This window comes from Streptomyces flaveolus, assembly GCF_044765825.1.
Taxonomy (GTDB): domain Bacteria; phylum Actinomycetota; class Actinomycetes; order Streptomycetales; family Streptomycetaceae; genus Streptomyces; species Streptomyces flaveolus.
This window is the reverse complement of record NZ_JBIWKU010000006.1, coordinates 221,208-241,642: the sequence shown is the minus strand read 5'-3', so window position 1 is coordinate 241,642 and position 20,435 is coordinate 221,208. Positions and strand designations below refer to the sequence as shown.

19 protein-coding genes and 1 tRNA gene are annotated in these 20,435 nt (G+C 72.3%); 9 read left to right on the top strand and 11 right to left on the bottom strand.

Annotation, left to right across the window (positions count from 1 at the left end; translation table 11 throughout):
* Window positions 1-62 precede the first annotated feature (62 nt).
* The 4 genes from ACIRG6_RS20155 to ACIRG6_RS20140 all read right to left on the bottom strand — a co-directional run bounded on the left by ACIRG6_RS20155 (window position 63) and on the right by ACIRG6_RS20140 (window position 4,823).
* Window positions 63-809, bottom strand: a complete 747-nt coding sequence (locus tag ACIRG6_RS20155; RefSeq protein WP_364673718.1) for a DUF6227 family protein — start codon at window positions 807-809, stop codon at window positions 63-65.
* A 189-nt stretch (window positions 810-998) separates the two neighbouring features.
* Window positions 999-2,228, bottom strand: a complete 1,230-nt coding sequence (locus ACIRG6_RS20150) for a L,D-transpeptidase family protein (RefSeq protein ID WP_350717297.1) — start codon at window positions 2,226-2,228, stop codon at window positions 999-1,001.
* Window positions 2,229-2,426: 198 nt separating this feature from the next.
* Window positions 2,427-3,482: a P1 family peptidase gene (locus tag ACIRG6_RS20145; RefSeq protein ID WP_365021543.1), complete on the bottom strand. Its 1,056-nt coding sequence runs from the start codon at window positions 3,480-3,482 to the stop codon at window positions 2,427-2,429.
* A 108-nt stretch (window positions 3,483-3,590) separates the two neighbouring features.
* Entirely contained in the window at window positions 3,591-4,823 is a 1,233-nt protein-coding gene (locus ACIRG6_RS20140) for a low temperature requirement protein A (protein ID WP_364673711.1), read from the bottom strand.
* Window positions 4,824-4,917: 94 nt separating this feature from the next.
* On the opposite strand from ACIRG6_RS20140, the gene ACIRG6_RS20135 reads away from it, so the two are divergent.
* Window positions 4,918-5,094: a hypothetical protein gene (locus ACIRG6_RS20135; protein WP_364673708.1), complete on the top strand. Its 177-nt coding sequence runs from the start codon at window positions 4,918-4,920 to the stop codon at window positions 5,092-5,094.
* A 37-nt stretch (window positions 5,095-5,131) separates the two neighbouring features.
* On the opposite strand, the gene mscL is transcribed toward ACIRG6_RS20135, so the two are convergent.
* The 6 genes from mscL to ACIRG6_RS20105 all read right to left on the bottom strand — a co-directional run bounded on the left by mscL (window position 5,132) and on the right by ACIRG6_RS20105 (window position 10,868).
* On the bottom strand, window positions 5,132-5,602 hold the full coding sequence (gene mscL, locus ACIRG6_RS20130; RefSeq protein ID WP_239766006.1) for a large conductance mechanosensitive channel protein MscL: 471 nt from the start codon (window positions 5,600-5,602) through the stop codon (window positions 5,132-5,134).
* 111 nt (window positions 5,603-5,713) lie between these two features.
* Window positions 5,714-6,286 carry an RcpC/CpaB family pilus assembly protein gene (locus ACIRG6_RS20125; RefSeq protein WP_364673705.1) on the bottom strand — a complete coding sequence of 191 codons (573 nt, stop codon included), beginning with the start codon at window positions 6,284-6,286 and terminating at the stop codon, window positions 5,714-5,716.
* Between the two features lie 170 nt (window positions 6,287-6,456).
* Complete coding sequence (locus ACIRG6_RS20120) at window positions 6,457-7,299, bottom strand: S-methyl-5'-thioadenosine phosphorylase (RefSeq protein ID WP_318213243.1); 843 nt, start codon at window positions 7,297-7,299, stop codon at window positions 6,457-6,459.
* A gap of 82 nt (window positions 7,300-7,381) precedes the next feature.
* A complete protein-coding gene (locus ACIRG6_RS20115; protein ID WP_364673702.1) occupies window positions 7,382-7,699 on the bottom strand; it encodes an FmdB family zinc ribbon protein in 318 nt (105 codons plus the stop codon).
* Window positions 7,700-7,766: 67 nt separating this feature from the next.
* Window positions 7,767-9,074, bottom strand: a complete 1,308-nt coding sequence (locus tag ACIRG6_RS20110) for an MFS transporter (protein ID WP_364673699.1) — start codon at window positions 9,072-9,074, stop codon at window positions 7,767-7,769.
* A gap of 255 nt (window positions 9,075-9,329) precedes the next feature.
* Window positions 9,330-10,868: a potassium/proton antiporter gene (locus tag ACIRG6_RS20105; protein WP_364818271.1), complete on the bottom strand. Its 1,539-nt coding sequence runs from the start codon at window positions 10,866-10,868 to the stop codon at window positions 9,330-9,332.
* A gap of 320 nt (window positions 10,869-11,188) precedes the next feature.
* Between ACIRG6_RS20105 and ACIRG6_RS20100 the strand changes: the two genes are divergently transcribed.
* Complete coding sequence (locus ACIRG6_RS20100; RefSeq protein WP_364818273.1) at window positions 11,189-13,966, top strand: penicillin acylase family protein; 2,778 nt, start codon at window positions 11,189-11,191, stop codon at window positions 13,964-13,966.
* Window positions 13,967-14,050: 84 nt separating this feature from the next.
* On the opposite strand, the gene ACIRG6_RS20095 is transcribed toward ACIRG6_RS20100, so the two are convergent.
* The gene (locus ACIRG6_RS20095; RefSeq protein ID WP_350717571.1) at window positions 14,051-14,605 is read right to left on the bottom strand and encodes a 5-formyltetrahydrofolate cyclo-ligase; all 555 of its coding nucleotides are present in this window, start codon (window positions 14,603-14,605) and stop codon (window positions 14,051-14,053) included.
* A 152-nt stretch (window positions 14,606-14,757) separates the two neighbouring features.
* Here ACIRG6_RS20095 and galU point away from each other — a divergent pair, with 152 nt between their 5' ends.
* The 7 genes from galU to ACIRG6_RS20060 all read left to right on the top strand — a co-directional run bounded on the left by galU (window position 14,758) and on the right by ACIRG6_RS20060 (window position 20,368).
* Window positions 14,758-15,684: a UTP--glucose-1-phosphate uridylyltransferase GalU gene (gene galU, locus ACIRG6_RS20090; protein ID WP_318213238.1), complete on the top strand. Its 927-nt coding sequence runs from the start codon at window positions 14,758-14,760 to the stop codon at window positions 15,682-15,684.
* Window positions 15,685-15,689: 5 nt separating this feature from the next.
* A complete protein-coding gene (gene glp, locus ACIRG6_RS20085; RefSeq protein ID WP_403323833.1) occupies window positions 15,690-17,039 on the top strand; it encodes a molybdotransferase-like divisome protein Glp in 1,350 nt (449 codons plus the stop codon).
* 85 nt (window positions 17,040-17,124) lie between these two features.
* Entirely contained in the window at window positions 17,125-17,637 is a 513-nt protein-coding gene (gene moaC, locus ACIRG6_RS20080) for a cyclic pyranopterin monophosphate synthase MoaC (RefSeq protein WP_318213237.1), read from the top strand.
* The gene (locus tag ACIRG6_RS20075) at window positions 17,634-18,173 is read left to right on the top strand and encodes a MogA/MoaB family molybdenum cofactor biosynthesis protein (RefSeq protein ID WP_364818276.1); all 540 of its coding nucleotides are present in this window, start codon (window positions 17,634-17,636) and stop codon (window positions 18,171-18,173) included. The genes moaC and ACIRG6_RS20075 overlap by 4 nt, the downstream gene beginning before the upstream one ends.
* A 23-nt stretch (window positions 18,174-18,196) precedes the next feature.
* A complete protein-coding gene (locus tag ACIRG6_RS20070; RefSeq protein WP_403324089.1) occupies window positions 18,197-18,835 on the top strand; it encodes a GNAT family N-acetyltransferase in 639 nt (212 codons plus the stop codon).
* A gap of 168 nt (window positions 18,836-19,003) precedes the next feature.
* The gene (gene sepX, locus ACIRG6_RS20065; protein ID WP_364673686.1) at window positions 19,004-20,221 is read left to right on the top strand and encodes a divisome protein SepX/GlpR; all 1,218 of its coding nucleotides are present in this window, start codon (window positions 19,004-19,006) and stop codon (window positions 20,219-20,221) included.
* A 73-nt stretch (window positions 20,222-20,294) separates the two neighbouring features.
* Window positions 20,295-20,368, top strand: a tRNA-Ala gene (locus ACIRG6_RS20060).
* Window positions 20,369-20,435 lie beyond the last annotated feature (67 nt).

Sequence of the window (20,435 nt, the reverse complement as noted above, 5' to 3'; positions counted from 1 at the left end):
AGCCGGGCCGGGTCCGACGAGGGCCCGGCCCGGCTGTCGTACGACCGGCCGGTGACGGCGGTTCAGGACACCTGCGCCGCGCGCCGCTCCATGGCCCGGCGGGCCGCGTCCTCGCTGACGTACACCTCGCACATGTGCCGCCCGTCGGGCGTGGCCGTGTGCTCGACCTCCCACAGGGAGACCTCGGCGCCGTCACGCAGCAGGAAGGCGTGCTCGTAGAGCGAGAAGCCGACCGCGGGGCGGCCCGTGCGGCCGGGGCCGCCGAAGGCCTGCGTGATCTGGTGGGCGGTCGCCGTGGCCAGCAGGGCGGCGGTGTCCGCGCCGGGCCGGTCCGCGTTCTCCGCGCGCCGCAGCAGCCGGCGGGCGTGGTCCGCCGAGCCGCCCTGGACGTAGACGTGCCGCGGGGTGGGGATCGGCGACAGCTGCACCGGCACGGGCAGTTCGAAGTCCGGCGTGTCCGGCGGCAGCGCCAGCCTCGCGGTGGCGGCGCGCAGCTCCTCCTCGTCGACGTACACCTCGTGCTGCGCCTCACCGCCCGGGGCGGTGTTGTGGACGAGCTCCCAGAGGGTGAGTGCCGAGCCGTCGGCGAGCAGCCACGTGTGCCGGTACGTCTCGCGATGCAGTCCCGCGCTGTGGTGCGCGGAGTGCAGCGAACCGTCGTGCGCCAGCGCGCAGTCCAGTCGCCGTATCGTCTCGTCGGGCAGCTCGAACGAGTTCAGGGCGCGGCCGAGCAGTCGCATGAGGTGCTCCTCCGGAGACTCGGGCGACTCGGCTGGTTCGTACGCTGCCGTCTCGTACGGAACGCTCAAGGTTTCTCCCGGCGTTGCTGCATGTCACCTGGTGGGTGCATACCGTAGCCCCTCGGTCGGACATCATGTTTGGGAACCGGGAAAACGTACGCACGAAAAACGCGCGGGTCGCGCGAGGAGTTCCCGCGCGACCCGGCGAACCGTCAAAAATCGCTGCTCAGCGTGCCTATCGGCCGAACCCGGCCGGGATCAGACGGCGCTGCCGGCGACCCACTCGCTCCAGCCCATGTTCCAGCCGTTGAGGCCGTTGTCGGGCGCGATCGTGTCGTCCGGGGAGTTCTTGACGATGACCACGTCCCCGATGAGCGAGTGGTCGTAGAACCACTTGCTCGGCGTGTCGCCCTGGCCGCCCTGGACGTCCCGCAGCCCCACGCAGCCGTGGCTGGTGCCCTGGCGGCCGAAGGGCGGATTGCCCTGCAGATACCAGTAGTTGCCGTGGATGAAGGTGCCGCTGCTGCTCAGCCGCATGGCGTGCGGCACGTCCGGGATGTCGTACTCGCCGCCGAAGCCGACCGTCGAGCCGTCCATGTGCGTCTGGAGGGACTTCTCGGAGATCACCATCTTGCCGTTGTACGTCGGGTTCTCCGCGCTGCCCGCCGAGATCGGGACCGACTTGACCGTCTCGCCGTCGCGCACGACCGTCATGGTCTGCGTGTTCACGTCGACCGTGGAGACCTGCGAGCGGCCCACGGTGAAGGTGACGGTCTTCTTCTGCACGCCGAAGACGCCGTTCGCGCCCTCCACCCCGTCCAGGTCGATCTTCATCGTGACTTTGGAGCCGGCCTTCCAGTAGTCGTCGGGCCGGAAGTCGAGCCGCTGCGAGCCGAACCAGTGCCCGACCACCTCCTGCCCGCTGCTGGAGGTGACCGAGATGTGGGACTGCACGGCCTTCTTGTCGCCGATCTCCTTGTCGAACGTGAACGACACCGGCATGCCCACCCCCACCGTGGCGCCCCCGTCCGGGGTGTACGTGCCGATGAAGCTGTTGTCCGAGGAGACGGTGGTGAAGGTCGAGTCGGCAGCGGCCGGCAGGCCGTTCGCGTCCTTCGCGGTCGCGCTGATCCGGTACTTCGTGCCGCGCTCCAGCTGCTCCTTCGGCTTCCAGCTCGTGCCGTCGGCGGACAGCGAGCCCGGTACGGCCGTGCCCGCCCCCGCGACCGTCATCTTCACGTCGGTCAGCTTGCCGTCGCTGACCTTCACGCCGGTGGCGTTGATCGACGCACCGGTCGACCCGTCCTTCGCGGAGATCACGACCTTCGCCACGGAGGTCTTGACCGAGCCGGTGCCGTCCTTGCCGTCACCGCCGCTCTTGTCGTCGGCGCTGGCGCTGCCGCCGCAGGCGGTGAGGGTCAGGGCGCCGACCACGAGGGCGGCGCAGGCCACCAGTGCACGACGCGCTGATATGTCCTGCGTTGTCACGGGCTGCTCCAGGTTCAGGTGATGTGCGATGTCCGCTTCAGCCCTGAAGAGCGGACCGGCGGCCGGCGGGGTTCCCGGCGAACGTCGGAAAAGCCGATCAGTGACAGAACCGCGACAATCGCCCCTCCCTGCCCGGCACTTGCTCCCGCCGGACGCCCGCCCCCGCCTGGACACCGCCCCCGCCGGACGCCCCTTCCGCTACGACGCCCCGCGCGCGTCCCCGTACCACTCGCCGTACAACTCGCCGTACGAGGGCCACGCTCCGCCCGGCCCGTCCACCGGACCGGCGGCGCGTACCGCCCGAACGATCGCCCGCGTCACCATGTCCGCGCCCGCCGCCAGCACCTCGTTCAGCGCGAGCGGCTGCGTCGCGTCGAGCGGGCGCTCACCGGTCGCCAGGGCGAACACCGTGTCCCCGTCGTTGAGCAGGTGCACCGGCCGCACGGCACGCGCGATGCCGTCGTGCGCCGTGCCGGCCAGCTTCTGGGCCTGTGCCTTGGACAGCCCGGCGTCGGTGGCGACCACGGCGACCGTCGTGTTGAGCGGCGGCGGTGTGTTGCGCGCCGCGACCTCGGCGAGGCGCCGCCGCGCCGCCTCGTGCACGTCCGCCGCCGGATACTCCACGCGCCGTCCCTGGAAGAACTCCCCGTACAGCGCCCCCGTCTCCGGATCCATCGCCGACCCCGCCGCGTTGGCCACCACCAGCGCGGCCACCGTGACGCCCGACTCCAGCACGGTGCTCGCGGTGCCGACCCCGCCCTTCAGGAGCCCCACCACGGCCCCCGTGCCGGCCCCGACACCTCCCTCGGCCACCCGCGCACCCGGTGCGCTCGCGTGCGCCGCCTCGACGGCCGCCCGCCCGGTCGCCGCGTCCGGCCTGGCCCGGAAGTCCCCGCCGCGCCCCAGGTCGAAGACGCAGGCGGCGGGCACCACCGGCACGACGTGCGCCGGGCCGGGTCCGACGCGCACCCCGCGTCCCCGCTCCTCCAGCCAGGCCATCACCCCCGACGCCGCGTCCAGCCCGTAGGCGCTGCCACCGGTCAGCACCACCGCCTCGACCCGCTGCACCAGATTGCGCGGGTCGAGCGCGTCGGTCTCCTTGGTGCCGGGACCACCGCCGCGCACGTCCACGGCGGCGACCGCCCCGCCCTCCGGCGCCAGCACCACCGTCGTCCCCGTGAGCCACCCGTCGCCGATGCGCGTCGCGTGCCCCACCCGCACCCCGGCGACGTCCGTCACTGCGTCAACTGTCATGCCCCCAGTGTCGGCCGGTCCCCGGCCCCCCGACCGGCGACAGGCGGACCCGGCGGGACAGCGGCCGGTCCGGACGGCAGCCGGCGGGCCGGCCCGGACGGCGGGCGCTCAGGCGGCCGGTGCCGTCGTACTCCGCTCCGGCGGGCCCGCGAGGGCCGTCAGCACCACCCCGGTCGCGACCGCCAGCGCCAGGACGATGCCCGCCGCGAGCACCGCCACGTCTCCGAGGAACGTGCAGCCGATCACCAGCAGCGCGGCGGTCGGCAGGACCAGTTGCTGCGCGATGCCCACCTTGAAGTGGCGCGCGTGCAGCACCCACACCGTGATCAGGTACATCGCCGTCGGCAGGGTCACCGCGGCGGACGCCGCGAGGGTCGAGATGTGCGCCTTGCCGACCGCCTGTTCCACCGCCACCTCCAGCCCCGCCCCGACCGCCGCCGCCGAGGCGAAGACCAGGTAGTGGCCGTACCCCCACACGAACGCCTGCCTGCTGGAGCGCAGATGACCGTGGACGGGCACCACGAAGTAGATCCACCAGGCGGCGAAGACGATCAGCAGACCGCCCACCGCGATCGGCAGCAGCTCGCCCAGCGCGTCGTTCTCGGCGATGCCCGACTGCACCGCGACCGTGGCGGCGGCGATGGTCTCGCCCAGCACGATGATCGTGAACAGCCCGTACCGCTCGGAGATGTGGTGCGGGTGCCAGGACGACTGGTGGTCCTTCTCCGCGAACGTCGGCACGCACAGCTCCAGTACCGCCATCACCAGGAACAGCCACGCCCGCCCGGCGTCCGGCACGAACAGCAGCCCCACCCAGCCGATCTGGCAGAGCAGCACGCCACCGGCGTATCTCAGGGTCATCGCGCGCTCCGCCGGTCCGGCACCGCGCGCCGCCCGCAGCCACTGCGCCGACATGGCGAGCCGCATGATCACATAGCCCACCACGATGACCAGGAAGTCGTGGTCCTGGAAGGCCCGGGAGATCCCGGCGGCGAGGACCAGGACACCGGCGATCTGTACCAGGGTGACGACCCGGTAGAGCACGTCGTCGTTGTCGTACGCCGAGGCGAACCAGGTGAAGTTCATCCACGCCCACCAGATGGCGAAGAAGACCATCGCGTAGTACAGGATCCCCTCGCCGGCATGGCCTTCGGCGACGGCGTGCACCAGTTGGACGCCCGCCTGGGCGACGGCCACGACGAAGCACAGGTCGAAGAAGAGCTCCAGCGGCGAGGCGACGCGATGGGACTCGTGAGGGGGCCGGGCCGTGAGCCTGCGCAGCGGCCGGTGGCCGGCGGCCGGGGCGGAGGACTCGGGCGGCGGAGTGGGACTGGACGTCATGGGTCCCAGCACAGCAGAGACGAGACGGGCGTGCTCGCGCGGGGCCGGAACGAGGCGGACGTGTTCGCGCGCGGGCGGGCCGTACCCTGGAGCCATGACCACCGCCCCCGAACCCGAGCCCCGCGCGCCGAAGCCCGCGCTGGTCTTCGACGACCCGCTCGACCAGCAGACCTCCGACGACACCGACCGGGGATGGGGCGAGCGGCCCGACGCCGACAGCGCGGCCGACCTGAAGCGCTTCCTCGACGAGAAGCCGCCCCACCACCTCTGAGCGGCGCGGGCGGCCGCCCGCCGACGGACCGTTCGCGTTACGTGCGGTCGTGGCCCGCTCCGCGCTGCGCGACCAGCGCGTCGCGGATCTCCTTGAGCACCTCCAGCTCGGACACCTCCACGACCTCCTGCGTGCCCTCCCGCGCCTTGCGGCGGGCCTCCTGGCGGGCCAGGTACTTCGACATGGGCAGGACCATCAGGAAGTAGACGACGGCCGCCGTGATCACGAACGTGAGGGTGGCGCCGAGCACCGAACCCCACAGGATCCGGACGCCGGTCGCGCTGTCGCCCGTACCGGTGCACGGGCCCTTGAGGCAGGAGCTGTAGCTGTCCAGGTTCTGCGTGCCGAACGCACCGACCAGCGGATTGATGATTCCCTTCACCACCGAGTTGACGATGTTGGTGAAGGCGGCGCCGATGACCACCGCGACTGCCAGATCGACGACGTTCCCGCGCATCAGGAAGGCCTTGAAGCCCTGCCAGACGCTCGGATCCTTCTTCGCGCTCACCTCGGGGGCACTCCTCACATGAACAGGTTGTGGAACAAAACGCTCCGCAACCTACGCCGATGCCCGGCGGTGCTGTCCAGTCCGGTCCCACCCATGAGGGACTTGACAGGCTCAGCACAGCGTCACCGCCAGCCGCGCCCGGGCCCCCGCGCCGACCAGCCGGTGCGCGGTGGCGGGCGGCACCGAGAGCACGACCAGCGCCCCGGCCCCCGGCATCCCGGCCTCCGACGCTCCGTCCCCCGGCACCCCGGCCTCCGGCTCCGGCACCTTCACCACCCGCGCTCCCCGCGCGATCACGGACAGCCCGCCGCCCGCGCCCTCCTCGGACGCGACGACGTCGACCCGGTCGCCCGGCGCCAGCAGCCGCACCGTCGCGGCGTCGGCGATCCGCACGGGTGCCGCCACCGTCCGCGCGGCCGGCCGCTCGCGCGCCCGGTCGGACATCGGATGCCCGCGCGCCCGGCCGCCGTCCTGCGCCCCGGTGCCCGGATGCGGGCCCGCCGCCACCAGCGCCGCGGCGGTGACCGCGAGACCGGCGGCCACGGCACGCCGCCGGTGCCGGACGAGCCGGTGCAGCCGATGACGTCCGCCGCGCACCCGCACCGGAGCGAAGTGTGGCACCTCGCAGGTGGGCGGGGCGTCGGCGCCGAGCGGCTGCGGGAAGGGAACGGCGGAACGGGACACGGTGACCACCACCTGTGACGAGGGATCGGCTTGCGCACCCACGATGAGGCGTTTCGCCGTCTCCCGCCGAGGCCCGTGGACCGCCGGCCGGTTGGGGAAAACTCCCTCACCCGATCCGGGCGTTCCGCATGCCCGCCGGGCCCTGCCGGGCCGGGTCGGTCCCTGCCGGGCTAGGGCAGCGCGATCCCCGGGTCCATCCCGCCCAGCGCATGCCCGCACGGGCAGTCCCGCTCCCCGGCCGCCGGCAGTGCCGCCACCGCGTCGAACAGCACGCCCCGCAGCCGGTCCACGTTGGCCGCGAACACCCGCAGCACCTCCTCGTGCGAGACGCCCTCGCCGCTCTCGGCCCCGGCGTCGAGGTCGGTGACGAGGGTCAGCGAGGTGTAGCAGAGCTCCAGCTCACGGGCGAGTGCCGCCTCCGGGTGGCCGGTCATGCCGACCACCGACCAGCCCTGCGCCCGGTGCCACAACGATTCCGCGCGCGTCCCGAAGCGCGGCCCCTCGACCACGACCAGGGTGCCGCCGTCCACCGGCTCCCAGTCCCGGCCCCGCGCCGCCTTCAGCGCGGCCGCCCGCCCGGCGGGGCAGTACGGGTCGGCCAGCGACACGTGCACCACGGTGGGCACCGTGCCGTCGGGCAGCGGCGTCCCGTCGAAGTACGTCGACGGGCGGGACCGCGTCCGGTCGACGAACTGGTCCGGCACCAGCAGCGTGCCCGGCCCGTACTCGGGTCGCAGCCCGCCCACCGCGCACGGACCGAGGACCTGGCGCACGCCGACCGAGCGCAGCGCCCACAGGTTGGCCCGGTAGTTGATCCGGTGCGGCGGCAGATGGTGGCCGCGCCCGTGCCGGGGGAGGAAGGCGACCCGCCGGCCGGCGACCTCGCCGAGGAAGAGGGAGTCGCTGGGCGGCCCGTACGGGGTGTCCACCTGGACCTCGGTCACGTCGTCGAGGAACGAGTAGAAACCGGAGCCGCCGATCACGCCGATCTCGGCGTTCACCTTGTTCGCCATGCCCCAGACCCTAGCCGCCCCCCGGATCCGGGAACGCCGAGGACCCTGCCGTCGTCCGACGGCAGGGTCCCGGTGAGAAGCGCTATGCGGCGGTGGTGCTCGAGGAGGAGCTGCCGGAGTTCGACGACGAACCCGAGCCCGACGACGAACCGGAGTCCGAGGAGGACGACGAGGAGGTCGTCGAGGCGGGCTTCGACGACGCCGGCGAGCTGCTGGACGAGCTGCCGCGGCTGTCGTTGCGGTAGAAGCCGGAGCCCTTGAAGACGATGCCGACCGCCGAGAACACCTTCTTCAGGCGGCCCTGGCAGTTCGGGCACTCGGTCAGGGCGTCGTCGGTGAACTTCTGCACCGCCTCGAGGCCCTCGCCGCACTCGGTGCACTGGTACTGGTACGTCGGCACTGTCTTCCTCCTGGCACTCTCACTCGATGAGTGCTAACGACGATCCATAGTGACGTATTCCTCGGGTTCAGTCCACTGTGGCGGGCGTGCGGTGACCGACGCCACGTGCGACCGTCCGGCCGCGGGGCGGTGTCGCCAGCCGCGAACGCAGCCCCACCAGCACCGCCAGCGCGAGCACCGTGCCGCCCATCGGGACCAGGAACCCGGCGCCGTCCCAGAGGCGGTCCTCCAGTTGTCCGGCGACCGTGACGGCCGCCGCCTGGCCGAGCGCCACGGCGCCGGTCAGCCAGGTGAAGGCCTCGGTGCGGGCGCCCGCCGGGACCAGGTCGTCGACGAGCGTGTACCCGGTGACCAGGGCGGGCGCGATGCACATGCCGACGAGCAGGCCGAGGCCGGCCAGTACGAGCACCGAGTGCGCGGCCCACAGGCCGGAGGCGGTCAGCGCGAGGGCGGTGTAGCCGACGAGCAGGCGCCGCTGCGGGGCCACCTTCCAGGCGATGGCGCCGCAGGCCAGACCGGAGAGCATGTTGCCAGCCGCGAAGACGCCGTACAGGACGCCGTTCATGCCCGGCTCGCCGATCGACTCGGTGAACGCGGCCAGCGAGACCTGCATGCCGCCGAAGACCGAGCCGATGCCCAGGAAGATCACGGCCAGCACGCGCACACCGGGCACGCGCAGCGCCGGAACGTGCTCCACGCGCGCGTGGCCGTCACCGCCGCCGACCCGCGGCTGGGTGCTCTTCTGCGCGGCGAACAGCAGACCGCCCACCAGGGTCAGCGCGGACTCGGTGACCAGGCCGGCGGCCGGGTCCACCCCGGTGCACAGAGCGGTCGCCACCAGCGGGCCGAGGACGAAGGTCAGCTCGTCCGTGACCGACTCGAAGGCCGCCGCCGTGCTCATCAGCGGGGAGCCGCCCAGCTTCACGCCCCAGCGGGCGCGCACCATGGGCCCGATCTGCGGCACCGAGGCACCGGTGGGCACGGCCGCCGCGAACAGCGCCCACAGGGGGGCGTCCGAGAGTGCGAGGACGGTCAGGGTCAGGCCGGACAGGGTGTGCACGAGCACGCCGGGCAGCAGGACGGCGCGCTGCCCGAAGCGGTCGGCGAGCCGGCCGCTGTAGGGGGCGAACAGGGCCATGGAGACGCCCGTGACGGCGGCGGCGGCGCCCGCGACGCCGTAGGAGCCGGTGGTGTGCTGCACCAGCAGCACGATGGAGATCGTCAGCATGGCGAACGGCTGGCGGGCCGCGAAGCCGGGAAGCAGGAACGTCCAGGCGCCGCGGGTACGCAGCAGTTGTCCGTATCCGGGGCGGGAGGGCGCGTTGTGCCGCGTCTCCTCCGGCGACTTCTTCGACGGGGTGACCGTGGATGCCACGGCCGTGCCTTTCTGCCGCCTGGTAGCGCCGGTCCCGCCTGGTGGCTGTTCGCCGTGCGGGTGCGCCGAGAGCTGTCCTCTTGCGCGGACTGCGGTAGATACCGGAGCCCGGCTCACGGGGCGTTCCGGCCGCCATACGGTCGCGCCAGCTCTGCGTCAGGCAGAGTTGGTTCGATCAGGTGCCGCCTTCATCGTACAGGGGTCAAGCGGGCCGGCACCTGTGAAAGCGAGCACCCGGACCCCGCTCACCCGTCCTTAGTGCCGGTGTCCGTCGGTGCCGAGCCAGCCGGCGAGCTTGCCGCCGTGGCCGACCGCGCGCAGCCGGGCCTCGGCCGCGTCCCGGACGGGGTCGGTGGCGACGACGAGGAGTTCGTCCCCGCGCCGCAGCCCCGTCGTCGGCAGGGGCACGAACGACGTGCCGCCCCGCACGACCAGCGTGACGGCGGCTCCGGCCGGCAGCCGCAGTTCGCTGATCTCCACGCCGTGCATCCGGGAGCCCTCGGGGATCGTGACGGACAGCAGATGTCCGCGCAGCCGCTCCAGGGGCGCCGACTCGATGCCGAGGTCGGCGGCCTCGTCCCCCTTGCCCAGGTGCAGCTTGCGGGCCAGCCAGGGCAGGGTCGGGCCCTGGATCAGGGTGTAGACGACGACCAGGACGAAGACGATGTTGAAGATCCGGCGGCTGCCGTCGACGCCCTCCACCATGGGAATCGTCGCGAGGATGATGGGCACGGCGCCGCGCAGCCCGGCCCAGGACATCAGGGCCTGCTCCTGCCAGGGCACCCGGAAGGGCAGCTGGCACAGCACGACGCTGAGCGGCCGGGCCACCATGGTCAGCACCAGTCCGATGACCAGGGCGGGGACGACGTCGTCACCGAGTTCGTGCGGGGTGACCAGCAGGCCGAGCAGCACGAACATGCCGATCTGGGCGAGCCAGCCGAGCCCGTCGGCGAAGCCGCGGGTGGCGGGCCAGTGCGGCAGCCGGGCGTTGCCCATCACCATCGAGGCCAGGTAGACGGCGAGGAAGCCACTGCCGTGCGCCATGGCACCGGCCGCGTAGGCGGCGACGGCGATGGCCATGACGGCGATCGGGTACAGGCCGGAGGCGGGCAGCGCCACGTGCCGCAGCCCCCAGGAGCCCAGCCAGCCCACCGCGAGGCCGATGGCGGCGCCGATGGCCAGCTCCAGGGCGATCTCGCCGAGCAGCACGTACCAGTGCTCGATCGGTCCGGCGGTGGAGAAGGCGACGACGAGGATGACCACCGGGGCGTCGTTGAAGCCGGACTCGGCCTCCAGCGTGCCCGTTATGCGCGAGGGCAGCGGGATCCTGCGCAGCACCGAGAAGACCGCCGCCGCGTCCGTGGAGGACACCACCGCGCCGACGATCAGCGCCTGCCGCCACTCCAGCCCGGTCAGGTAGTGCGCGCCCGCGGCGGTCACGCCGACGCTCACCGCGACTCCGGCCAGCGCCAGCGCGGAGGCGGACGGCAGGACGGGTTTGATCTCCTTCCACTTCGTGCCCAGGCCGCCCTCGGCCAGGATCACGACCAGGGCCGCGTACCCGATGACCTGCACCAGTTCGGCGTTGTCGAACCGGATGTCGCCGATGCCGTCCTGGCCCATGGCGACGCCGATGGCCAGGTAGACGAGCAGGCTGGGGAGCCCGCTGCGCGAGGAGATCCGGACCGCCGCCACGGCGATGAGCAGGACGAGCGAGCAGACGAGCAGAAGCTGGTTGAGGTGGTGGACAGTCAGCGGCCGTTCCCTTCCCTGGCGCACGTCACCCGCGCGCATCGTGGTGCGCTTACAGCATGCGCGCGGGGGCGCGGTCGCTCGTGCGCACGCCACGAGGCGCGGGTGGGTGTGCGGACACAGCGCGCGTGAGCGCACATACATGGCACACGAAGCCGCGGGAGTCCGCGGTCGATTACTTCGTTACCTTACCTAACTCTTGACGATTTCTTGACGCTCGGCTTGGCAAGATCGAACGCCCGTGCGCGCCGGTACCCGACTCCGCGTCAAGGGGGAGCGGGCCCTGCGCCTACAGTTGCTCCAGCGTTCAGTACAAAGCACAGCCCGCCCCTGCCGCTCGTGTTAGGACAGCAAGGACAGCGATGCCCCCCACCAACACCGCCTCTTCGGGTCAGCAGCCCGGCAAGTCCGGCAGGAAGAAGGGGCGCAAAGCGCGCCTTCTCGTCCTCGTGCTGGTGCTGGCCATCATCGGCGGCCTCGCCTACGGGGCGTACTGGTCCATCAGCACCGTCCGCGCGTCCTTCCCGCAGACCAAGGGCTCCGTCACGCTGGACGGTCTGGCCGGTCCGGTCGACGTCAAGCGCGACGGCTACGGCATCCCGCAGGTCTACGCCTCCTCCGACGAGGACCTGTTCATGGCGCAGGGCTACGTCCAGGCGCAGGACCGGTTCTACGAGATGGACGTGCGCCGCCACATGACCTCCGGGCGCCTGTCGGAGATGTTCGGCAAGGGCCAGGTCGACAACGACGAGTTCCTGCGCACCCTCGGCTGGGACCGGGTGGCGAAGCAGGAGTACGACGAGAAGCTGTCGGCCTCCACGAAGAAGTACCTCCAGGCGTACTCCAAGGGAGTCAACGCCTACCTGGCGGGCAAGGACGGCGCGGACATCTCGCTGGAGTACGCGGCCCTCGGTTTCACCAACGACTACAAGCCGCAGGCCTGGACCCCGGTCGACTCCGTCGCCTGGCTGAAGGCGATGGCCTGGGACCTGCGCGGCAACATGCAGGACGAGATCGACCGCGCCCTGATGACCAGCCGCCTCGGCCCCAAGCAGATCGCCGACCTGTACCCGGCGTACCCGTACAGCCGGAACAAGGCCATCGTCCAGGAGGGCCAGTACGACGAGCTCACCGAGACGTTCGAGGGCGGCGGCGACGGCTCCACGGACGGCACGGGCACCGGTACCGGCACGGGTGCCGGCACCGGCACCGGTACGGGCACGGGCTCCGGCAGCGCCCTCGAGAGCCAACTCGCGGGCCTGCAGAACGTCCTGGACGACCTGCCCACCGCCGTCGGCGTGAACGGCAACGGCATCGGCTCCAACTCCTGGGTGGTCTCCGGCGACCACACCATCACCGGCAAGCCGCTGCTGGCCAACGACCCGCACCTGTCGCCCTCGCTGCCCTCCGTCTGGTACCAGATGGGCCTGCACTGCCGCACCGTCTCCGCCAAGTGCCAGTACGACGTCACCGGCTACACCTTCGCGGGCATGCCCGGCGTCGTCATCGGCCACAACCAGGACATCGCCTGGGGCCTGACCAACTCCGGCGTCGACGTCACCGACCTGTACCTGGAGAAGATCACCGGCGACGGCTACCAGTACGACGGCAAGGTCGTGCCCTTCGAGACCCGCGAGGAGACCATCAAGGTCGCCGGCGGCCAGTCGAAGAAGATCGTCGTCCGCGAGACCAACAACGGCCCCCTCCTCTCCGACCGCGACGACGAGCTCGTGAAGGTCGGCAAGAAGGCCACCGTCGACGCCGCGGCACCCGACCGCGCCGACGGCTACGGCGTCTCCCTGCGCTGGACGGCGCTGGACGCGGGCACCACGATGGACGCCGTCTTCGCGATCGACCGGGCCAAGGACTGGGACGCCTTCCGCGAGGCCGCCGCCCTGTTCGACGTGCCCTCCCAGAACCTGGTCTACGCCGACACCGAGGGCCACATCGGCTACACGCTGCCGGGCCAGATCCCGATCCGCGCCGAAGGCCACGACGGCTCGGTCCCCGCTCCGGGCTGGAACTCCAAGTACCGCTGGACCGGCAAGTACATCGACCCGGACGAGCTGCCCTACGAGTTCGACCCCGACCGCGGCTACGTCGTCACCGCCAACCAGGCCGTGATCGACGAGGACAAGTACCCGTACACCCTGACCACGGACTGGGGCTACGGCACCCGCAGTCAGCGGATCACCGCCCTGATCGAGCAGAAGATCAAGGACGGCGGCAAGATCTCCACGGACGACATGCGGCAGATGCAGCTGGACAACAGCAGCGAGATGGCCAAGCTGCTCGTGCCCCAGCTGCTGAAGATCGACGTCGCCGACAAGGACGTGCGCGAGGCGCAGAAGCTGCTGGAGGGCTGGGACTACACCCAGGACGCCGACTCGGCCGCCGCCGCCTACTTCAACGCGGTCTGGCGCAACATCCTCAAGCTCGCCTTCGGCAACAAGCTGCCCAAGGAGCTGCGCGTCGAGGGCCAGTGCCTGTGGGTCGACCCGGTCAACAGCACCGGACCCGCGGACGAGGTCAGCAAGGTCTACGAGTGCGGTCAGCGCGACGCCGACCAGGCGCAGCCGGACGGCGGCGACCGCTGGTTCGAGGTCGTCCGCACCCTGCTGGACAAGCCGAAGAGCGACTGGTGGACGACGCCGGCGAACGGCACCCGCAAGGGCGCCGACCACAACCGCGACGACCTGTTCAAGCGGGCCATGGTCGACGCCCGCTGGGAGCTGACCGCCAAGCTCGGCAAGGACATCGACAGCTGGAACTGGGGCCGGCTGCACCGCCTGTTCCTGAAGAACCAGACCCTCGGCACCGAGGGCCCCGGCTTCGTGAAGTACGCCCTGAACCGCGGCCCGTGGAAGCTCAGCGGCGGCGAGGCGGCGGTCAACGCCACCGGCTGGAACGCGGCCGGCGGCTACGGAGTGGTGTGGGTGCCGTCCATGCGGATGGTGGTCAACCTCGGCGACCTCGACAAGTCGCGGTGGATCAACCTCACCGGCGCCTCCGGCCACGCCTACAGCGCCCACTACACCGACCAGACGGACAAGTGGGCCGACGGTGAGCTGCTGCCCTGGTCGTTCTCCGCGAAGGCGGTCGACGACAGCACCAGCGACACCCTGGTGCTCAAGCCGTAGCGCCGGCAACGGAACCCGAAACGGCCTCCACGCGTGCGTGGAGGCCGTTTCACGTCCGCGAGAGGGGCAGGGGCGCCGGGCGCGTCAGCGGAACCTGCGCACCCCCGACGGCGTCACCACCGCGTCCACCGGCCGGTCGTGGGGCTCCTCGGGGACGTGCGCGACGACCTCCCGGTCGTACAGCAGGACCAGCAGCGCGGGCCGCGCGCCCGCCCGCTCCAGCCGGGCGAGGACCCGGTCGTACGACCCGCCGCCGCGCCCCAGCCGCATGCCGCGCTCGTCGACCGCCAGGCCCGGCAGCAGCACGACGTCGGCGGCGGTCACCGCGTCCGGGCCGAGACGCTCGCCGCCCGGTTCGTACAGGGCCATCCGCCCGCCGTGCCGCACGCGCGTGAGGGAGTCCTCCCCGGCGTAGACACCCCAGTCGAGGTCGTTGTCGGGCAGCAGCGCCGGCAACAGCACGCGCACGCCCCGCGCCCGCAGCGCGTCCAGCAGCGCGAGGGTGCCCGGCTCGGCGCCCACGGAGACGTACGCCGCCACGACGCCCGCCCCCTCGACCTCGGGCAGCGCGAGCGCCCGTCCGGCCAGCGCGTCCGCCGCCTCGCGCACCTCGTCCGCCGTCAGACCGTCCCTCACCATGAGGAACTCCCGCCGCAGGGCTCGCTTGCCGGACTCGTCGGCATGTCCGCTGAGCGTCAAAAGTGGCTCCTGTACCGTTCTCGTATGCTCATATGAGCGCGGGTGATCCGGAGTTGCGGATTCTCCCAAAGTCACCGGATATGGTGGCGGGCATGACTCAGTCCCACCCCAGGATCAGCAAGGCTGTCATCCCCGCAGCCGGACTTGGTACCCGGTTCCTGCCGGCCACCAAAGCCACTCCCAAGGAGATGCTGCCGGTCGTCGACAAGCCGGCGATCCAGTACGTGGTCGAAGAGGCCGTCTCCGCGGGTCTCGGCGACGTCCTCATGGTCACGGGCCGCAACAAGCGTCCCCTCGAGGACCACTTCGACCGCAACTACGAGCTGGAGTCCGCCCTCCAGAAGAAGGGCGACGCGAGCCGGCTGGCCAAGGTCCAGGAGTCCAGCGACCTCGCGATGATCCACTACGTCCGCCAGGGCGACCCCAAGGGCCTCGGCCACGCCGTGCTGTGCGCCGCCCCGCACGTCGGTGACGAGCCCTTCGCGGTCCTGCTCGGCGACGACCTGATCGACCCGCGCGACCCGCTGCTGCAGCGCATGATCGACGTGCAGGAGCAGTACGGCGGCAGCGTCATCGCCCTCATGGAGGTCGAGCCCGAGCAGATCCACCTCTACGGCTGCGCCGCCGTCGAGGCCACCGAGGACGGCGACGTCGTCAAGGTGAGCGGACTGGTCGAGAAGCCCGACCCGGCCGACGCCCCCTCCAACTACGCCATCATCGGACGCTACGTCCTCGACCCGCACATCTTCGACATACTGCGCAAGACCGAGCCCGGCCGCGGCGGCGAGATCCAGCTCACCGACGCCCTCCAGCAGCTCGCCGAGACGCACACGACGGCGGCCACCGCCGCGGGGAAGGCCGGCGGCCCGGTGCACGGCGTCGTCTTCAAGGGCCGCCGCTACGACACCGGCGACCGCGGCGACTATCTGCGGGCCATCGTCAGGCTCGCGTGCGAACGTGAGGACCTGGGCCCCGACTTCCGGACCTGGCTCCGCAGTTACGTAGCCGAGGAGATGTAACGACGTTGAGCAGCGCCGCGCCCCGTGACACCGGCCACGACCACGCAGGAGCGGACTTCGGTCCGGACCGGCTGTGGTCGGTGCAGGACCACTTGGACGACATCCTCGCCACCGTCCGCCCCCTGGAACCCATCGAGCTGAACCTGCTCGACGCCCAGGGGTGCGTCCTGGTCGACGACATCATGGTGCCGGTCTCGCTGCCGCCGTTCGACAACAGCTCCATGGACGGGTACGCGGTGCGGGTCGCCGACGTGGCCGGCGCGAGCGAGGAGTTCCCCGCCGTCCTGGAGGTCGTCGGCGATGTGGCGGCCGGACAGGCCGACCCGACGTCCGTGGGCCCCGGCCAGGCCGCCCGCATCATGACCGGCGCCCCGCTGCCGCCCGGCGCCGAGACCGTCGTCCCCGTCGAGTGGACGGACGGCGGCCTCGGCGAGGGCCCGGTCGCCGGAATGCGGGCCCGCAGCCTCGCCCCCGAGGGCGCCGAGGGCCAGGTCCACGTGTACCGGCCGGCCGAGGCGCGCGCGCACGTGCGTGCGGCGGGCAGCGACGTGAAGTCCGGTGACCGTGCCCTGGAGGCCGGCACGGTCCTCGGGCCGCCGCAGATCGCCCTGCTCGCCGCGATCGGGCGCGGCAGGGTCCGGGTGCACCCCCGCCCGCGCGTGGTGGTGCTGTCCACCGGCAGCGAACTCGTCCAGCCCGACGAGGAACTGGCCCACGGTCAGATCTACGACTCCAACAGCTTTGCCCTCACCGCCGCCGCCCGCGACGCCGGCGCCATCGCCTACCGCGTGGGCGCGGTCGCCGACGACGCCGAGACGCTGCGGGACACCATCGAGGACCAGCTCGTCCGCGCCGACCTGATGGTCACCACCGGCGGGGTCAGCGTCGGGGCGTACGACGTCGTCAAGGAGGCGCTGGCGCACGTCGCCGACGAGGACGAGCCGGGCAGCGGCGTGGAGTTCCGCAAGCTCGCCATGCAGCCCGGCAAGCCGCAGGGCTTCGGCTCCATCGGCCCCGACCACACCCCGCTGCTCGCCCTGCCGGGCAACCCGGTGTCGTCGTACGTCTCCTTCGAGCTGTTCGTCCGCCCCGCCATCCGCACCCTCATGGGCCTCGCCGACGTGCACCGCCCGACCACCACCGCGACCCTCACCGCCGACAAGGCGCTGAGCTCGCCCAAGGGCCGCCGGCAGTTCCTGCGCGGCACCTGCGCCGACGGATCGGTCACCCCGGTCGGCGGCGCCGGGTCCCACCTCGTGGCGGCCCTCGCGCACGCCGACGCGCTGATCGTCGTCCCCGAGGACGTCGAATCGGTCGAGCCCGGCACCGAGGTCGAGGTGGTCCTGCTCCGCTGACCCCGCCCGGTTGGCGGTACCGTGTCGCGCACAGCAGGCCCACGCGCCGCACCGCGCCGGGCCCGGACCGGGAGCGCCACACAGCATGAGCACGCAGGACCGACCCACCCAGGACGGCCAGGACACGCAAGGCCGGCTGACGCACATCGACGAGGCGGGCGCCGCCCGGATGGTCGACGTGTCCGCCAAGGACGTGACAGCGCGCACCGCACGCGCCACCGGACGCGTCCTGGTCGCGCCCCGCGTGATCGAGCTGCTGCGCGGCGAGGGGGTCCCCAAGGGCGACGCCCTGGCCACCGCCCGGATCGCGGGCATCATGGGCGCCAAGCGCACCCCCGAACTGATCCCGCTGTGCCACCCCCTGGCGCTCTCCGGTGTGAAACTGGACCTGTCGGTCGCGGACGACGCCGTGGAGATCACCGCCACGGTGCGGACGACGGATCGCACGGGTGTCGAGATGGAGGCGCTCACCGCGGTCTCCGTCGCCGCGCTCACCGTGATCGACATGGTCAAGGCGGTCGACAAGGGAGCGGTCATCACGGACGTGCGCGTGGAGGAGAAGACGGGCGGCAAGTCGGGCGACTGGAGCCGGACATGACACCTCACGCGTCGGCGGGCGACGCCCTGCTCGCGCCGTACAGCGCCCTGGTGGTCACCGCCTCCAACCGGGCCGCCGCCGGTGTCTACGAGGACAAGGGCGGCCCCTTGATCGCCGAGGGCCTGCGGCGCTTCGGCTTCGCCGTCGACGGCCCGCAGGTCGTTCCCGACGGCGACCCCGTCGAGGCAGCCCTGCGCGCGGGCGTCGACGCGGGCTACGACGTGATCGTCACCACCGGCGGCACCGGCATCTCGCCCACCGACCGCACCCCCGAGGCGACCCGGGCGGTGCTCGACCACGAGGTCCCCGGCATCGCCGAGGCCGTCCGGGCGTACGGCCGCGACAAGGTGCCCACCGCGGCGCTCTCCCGCGGCCTGGCCGGGGTGGCGGGCGGGACGCTGATCGTCAACCTGCCGGGTTCCACCGGCGGCGTGAAGGACGGCCTCGCGGTCCTGGAGCCCCTGCTGAAGCACGCCGTGGACCAGCTCCGCGGCGGTGACCACCCCAGAACCGCCGGCAGTGGGGGTGCGAGCTGAACAGCCCATCCTGGCCCGTCGAGCTGGTGGACGGCGACATCGTCCTCAGGCCCATAAAGCTGCGCGACCAGCGGGCGTGGCGCGAGGTCAACCGGCGCAACCGCGACTGGCTGCGCCCGTGGGAGGCGACCATTCCGCCGCCCTCGCCCGGCGGGCCGCTCGCGCAACGGCCGACGTACCGGCAGATGGTCCGTCACCTGCGGGCCGAGGCGAACGCGGGCCGGATGCTGCCCTTCGTCATCGAGTACCAGGGGCGGCTGGTCGGACAGCTGACGGTGGCCGGGATCACCTGGGGCTCGATGTGCTCCGGCCACGTCGGTTACTGGGTGGACGAGGCGGTGGCCGGGCGCGGGGTGATACCCACGGCCGTCGCGATGGCCGTGGACCACTGTTTCCGCACCGTCGGCCTGCACCGTGTCGAGGTCTGTATTCGCCCGGAGAACGGGCCCAGCCGCCGGGTCGTGGAAAAACTCGGATTCCGCGAGGAGGGCCTCAGGCCGCGTTATCTCCACATCGACGGCGGATGGCGCGATCATCTGGTGTTCGCGCTCACCGCGGAAGAGGTACCGGAGGGCCTGCTGCGACGCTGGCACCGGTCACGGGAGCGGAGCACGCGGAACAGCCCGGGGAATCCGGCCCGGCCGAGCACCGGAATTGAATAAACGTTCGAAATTGATCGGGCCGTGACCACACGGGAGCGGGTAATTCGCGACCCTGACAGTCAGCTGGTCGCATCGGTCGCAAAAAAAGTTCGAAATATCAGCCTGATCGTGCGACACACCGGCCCAATTGGCGGATGGCCCCACGCAAACCCCTCTACCGTGTGAGACGTGAGCAGCAGCGGCCTCATCTACGCAGTCATCGTCGGGGCCTGGGCCGCCTACTTGGTGCCGATGTGGCTCCGTAGGCAGGACGAGCTGAACGAAGCCCGTCCGACGGAACGCTTCAGCACCGCCATCCGGCTGCTGTCCGGACGGGCGGGCATGGAGCGCCGGTACGCCAAGGACCTGCGGTCGCGCTCCGCCGACGACGCGGAGCCCGACGCCGACGCCCCGGACGCCGTCACCGACTCGGTGGACGTCCGGGCCTTCGCCGTGTCCAAGACCCGCCGTCACACCCAGCCGGCCCCGCAGCACACCGAAGAGCGGCCCGCACCGGCCCGCGCCGAGACGGACGGACGCCCCGACCGCGACAGACCCGCGCAGGCCCCCGACTCCGGTGCCGCACCGGCCCGCAAGCGGGTGCCCGCCGCCCGGCCCGCCCCGGGCTCACCGGCGGCGGCCCGCGCCCGGCGCCTGAAGGTGCTCGCACGCCGACGGCGAACCACCGTGATGCTCTTCCTGGCCTTCACGCTCGGCTCGGTCGTCGCCGCGGTCGGCGGACTGGCGTTCCTGTGGGCGCCCGGCGTGCCCGCGGTGCTGCTCAGCGCCTACATCGCCTACCTGCGGTCCCAGGAACGCCGCCGGTTCGCCTTCCACATGGACCGCCGTCAGGCCGAGGTCGCCGCCCAGCGGCTGCGCGAGCGCCAGCCGCGCCGGCGAGCCTGTGCCGACATCACCGGCGACCCCGACGCCGAGGAGCCGGACGAGGCACCCGAGACCGAACCCGACGCCGGGCTCTCCGCGCTCGCCGCGGACCGCCGGGCGCTGGTGGAGCAGACCGACCACGCCGAGTGGGTCGACCAGCAGCGCGAACGGCAGCGGCGGCCCGGCCAGGGCGACAGCTGGGACCCCGTGCCGGTCCCCCTGCCCACCTACGTCACCGCGCCGGTCGCCCCCCGCGCCACACCCGACGTGGACCTCGCGGCGCCCGACGCGTGGAGCTCGGCCCGCTCCAGCGCCGTCGCCCCCGACCGCACGGACCAGCGGGACGCGGCGGCCCGGCCCGCACCGGACCACCCGGCCGACGGCGCCGAGGACCGGGCCGAGGCCCCCGGCCGCAGCGGCGTCCGCCGCGCCGCGTCCGCCCGCCGCTCCCGGGAGCGGGGCCGGACACCGCTGTTCGACCAGTACGAGGACGGCGACCGCCCCCGCGCGGCCAACGAGTAGCGCCCCGCGCCCGGCCTCGGGGAAGGAATTTTTGAGCAGGCCGATCGGGGTGCTAAAGTTTCACTCGTTGCAAGGGCCTGTGGCGCAGTCCGGTAGCGCACCTCGTTCGCATCGAGGGGGCCAGGGGTTCAAATCCCCTCAGGTCCACGCAGCATGAAGCCCCTGTCAGGGATTACTGACAGGGGCTTCATCGTGTTCCCGGGAGCCGGGCCGA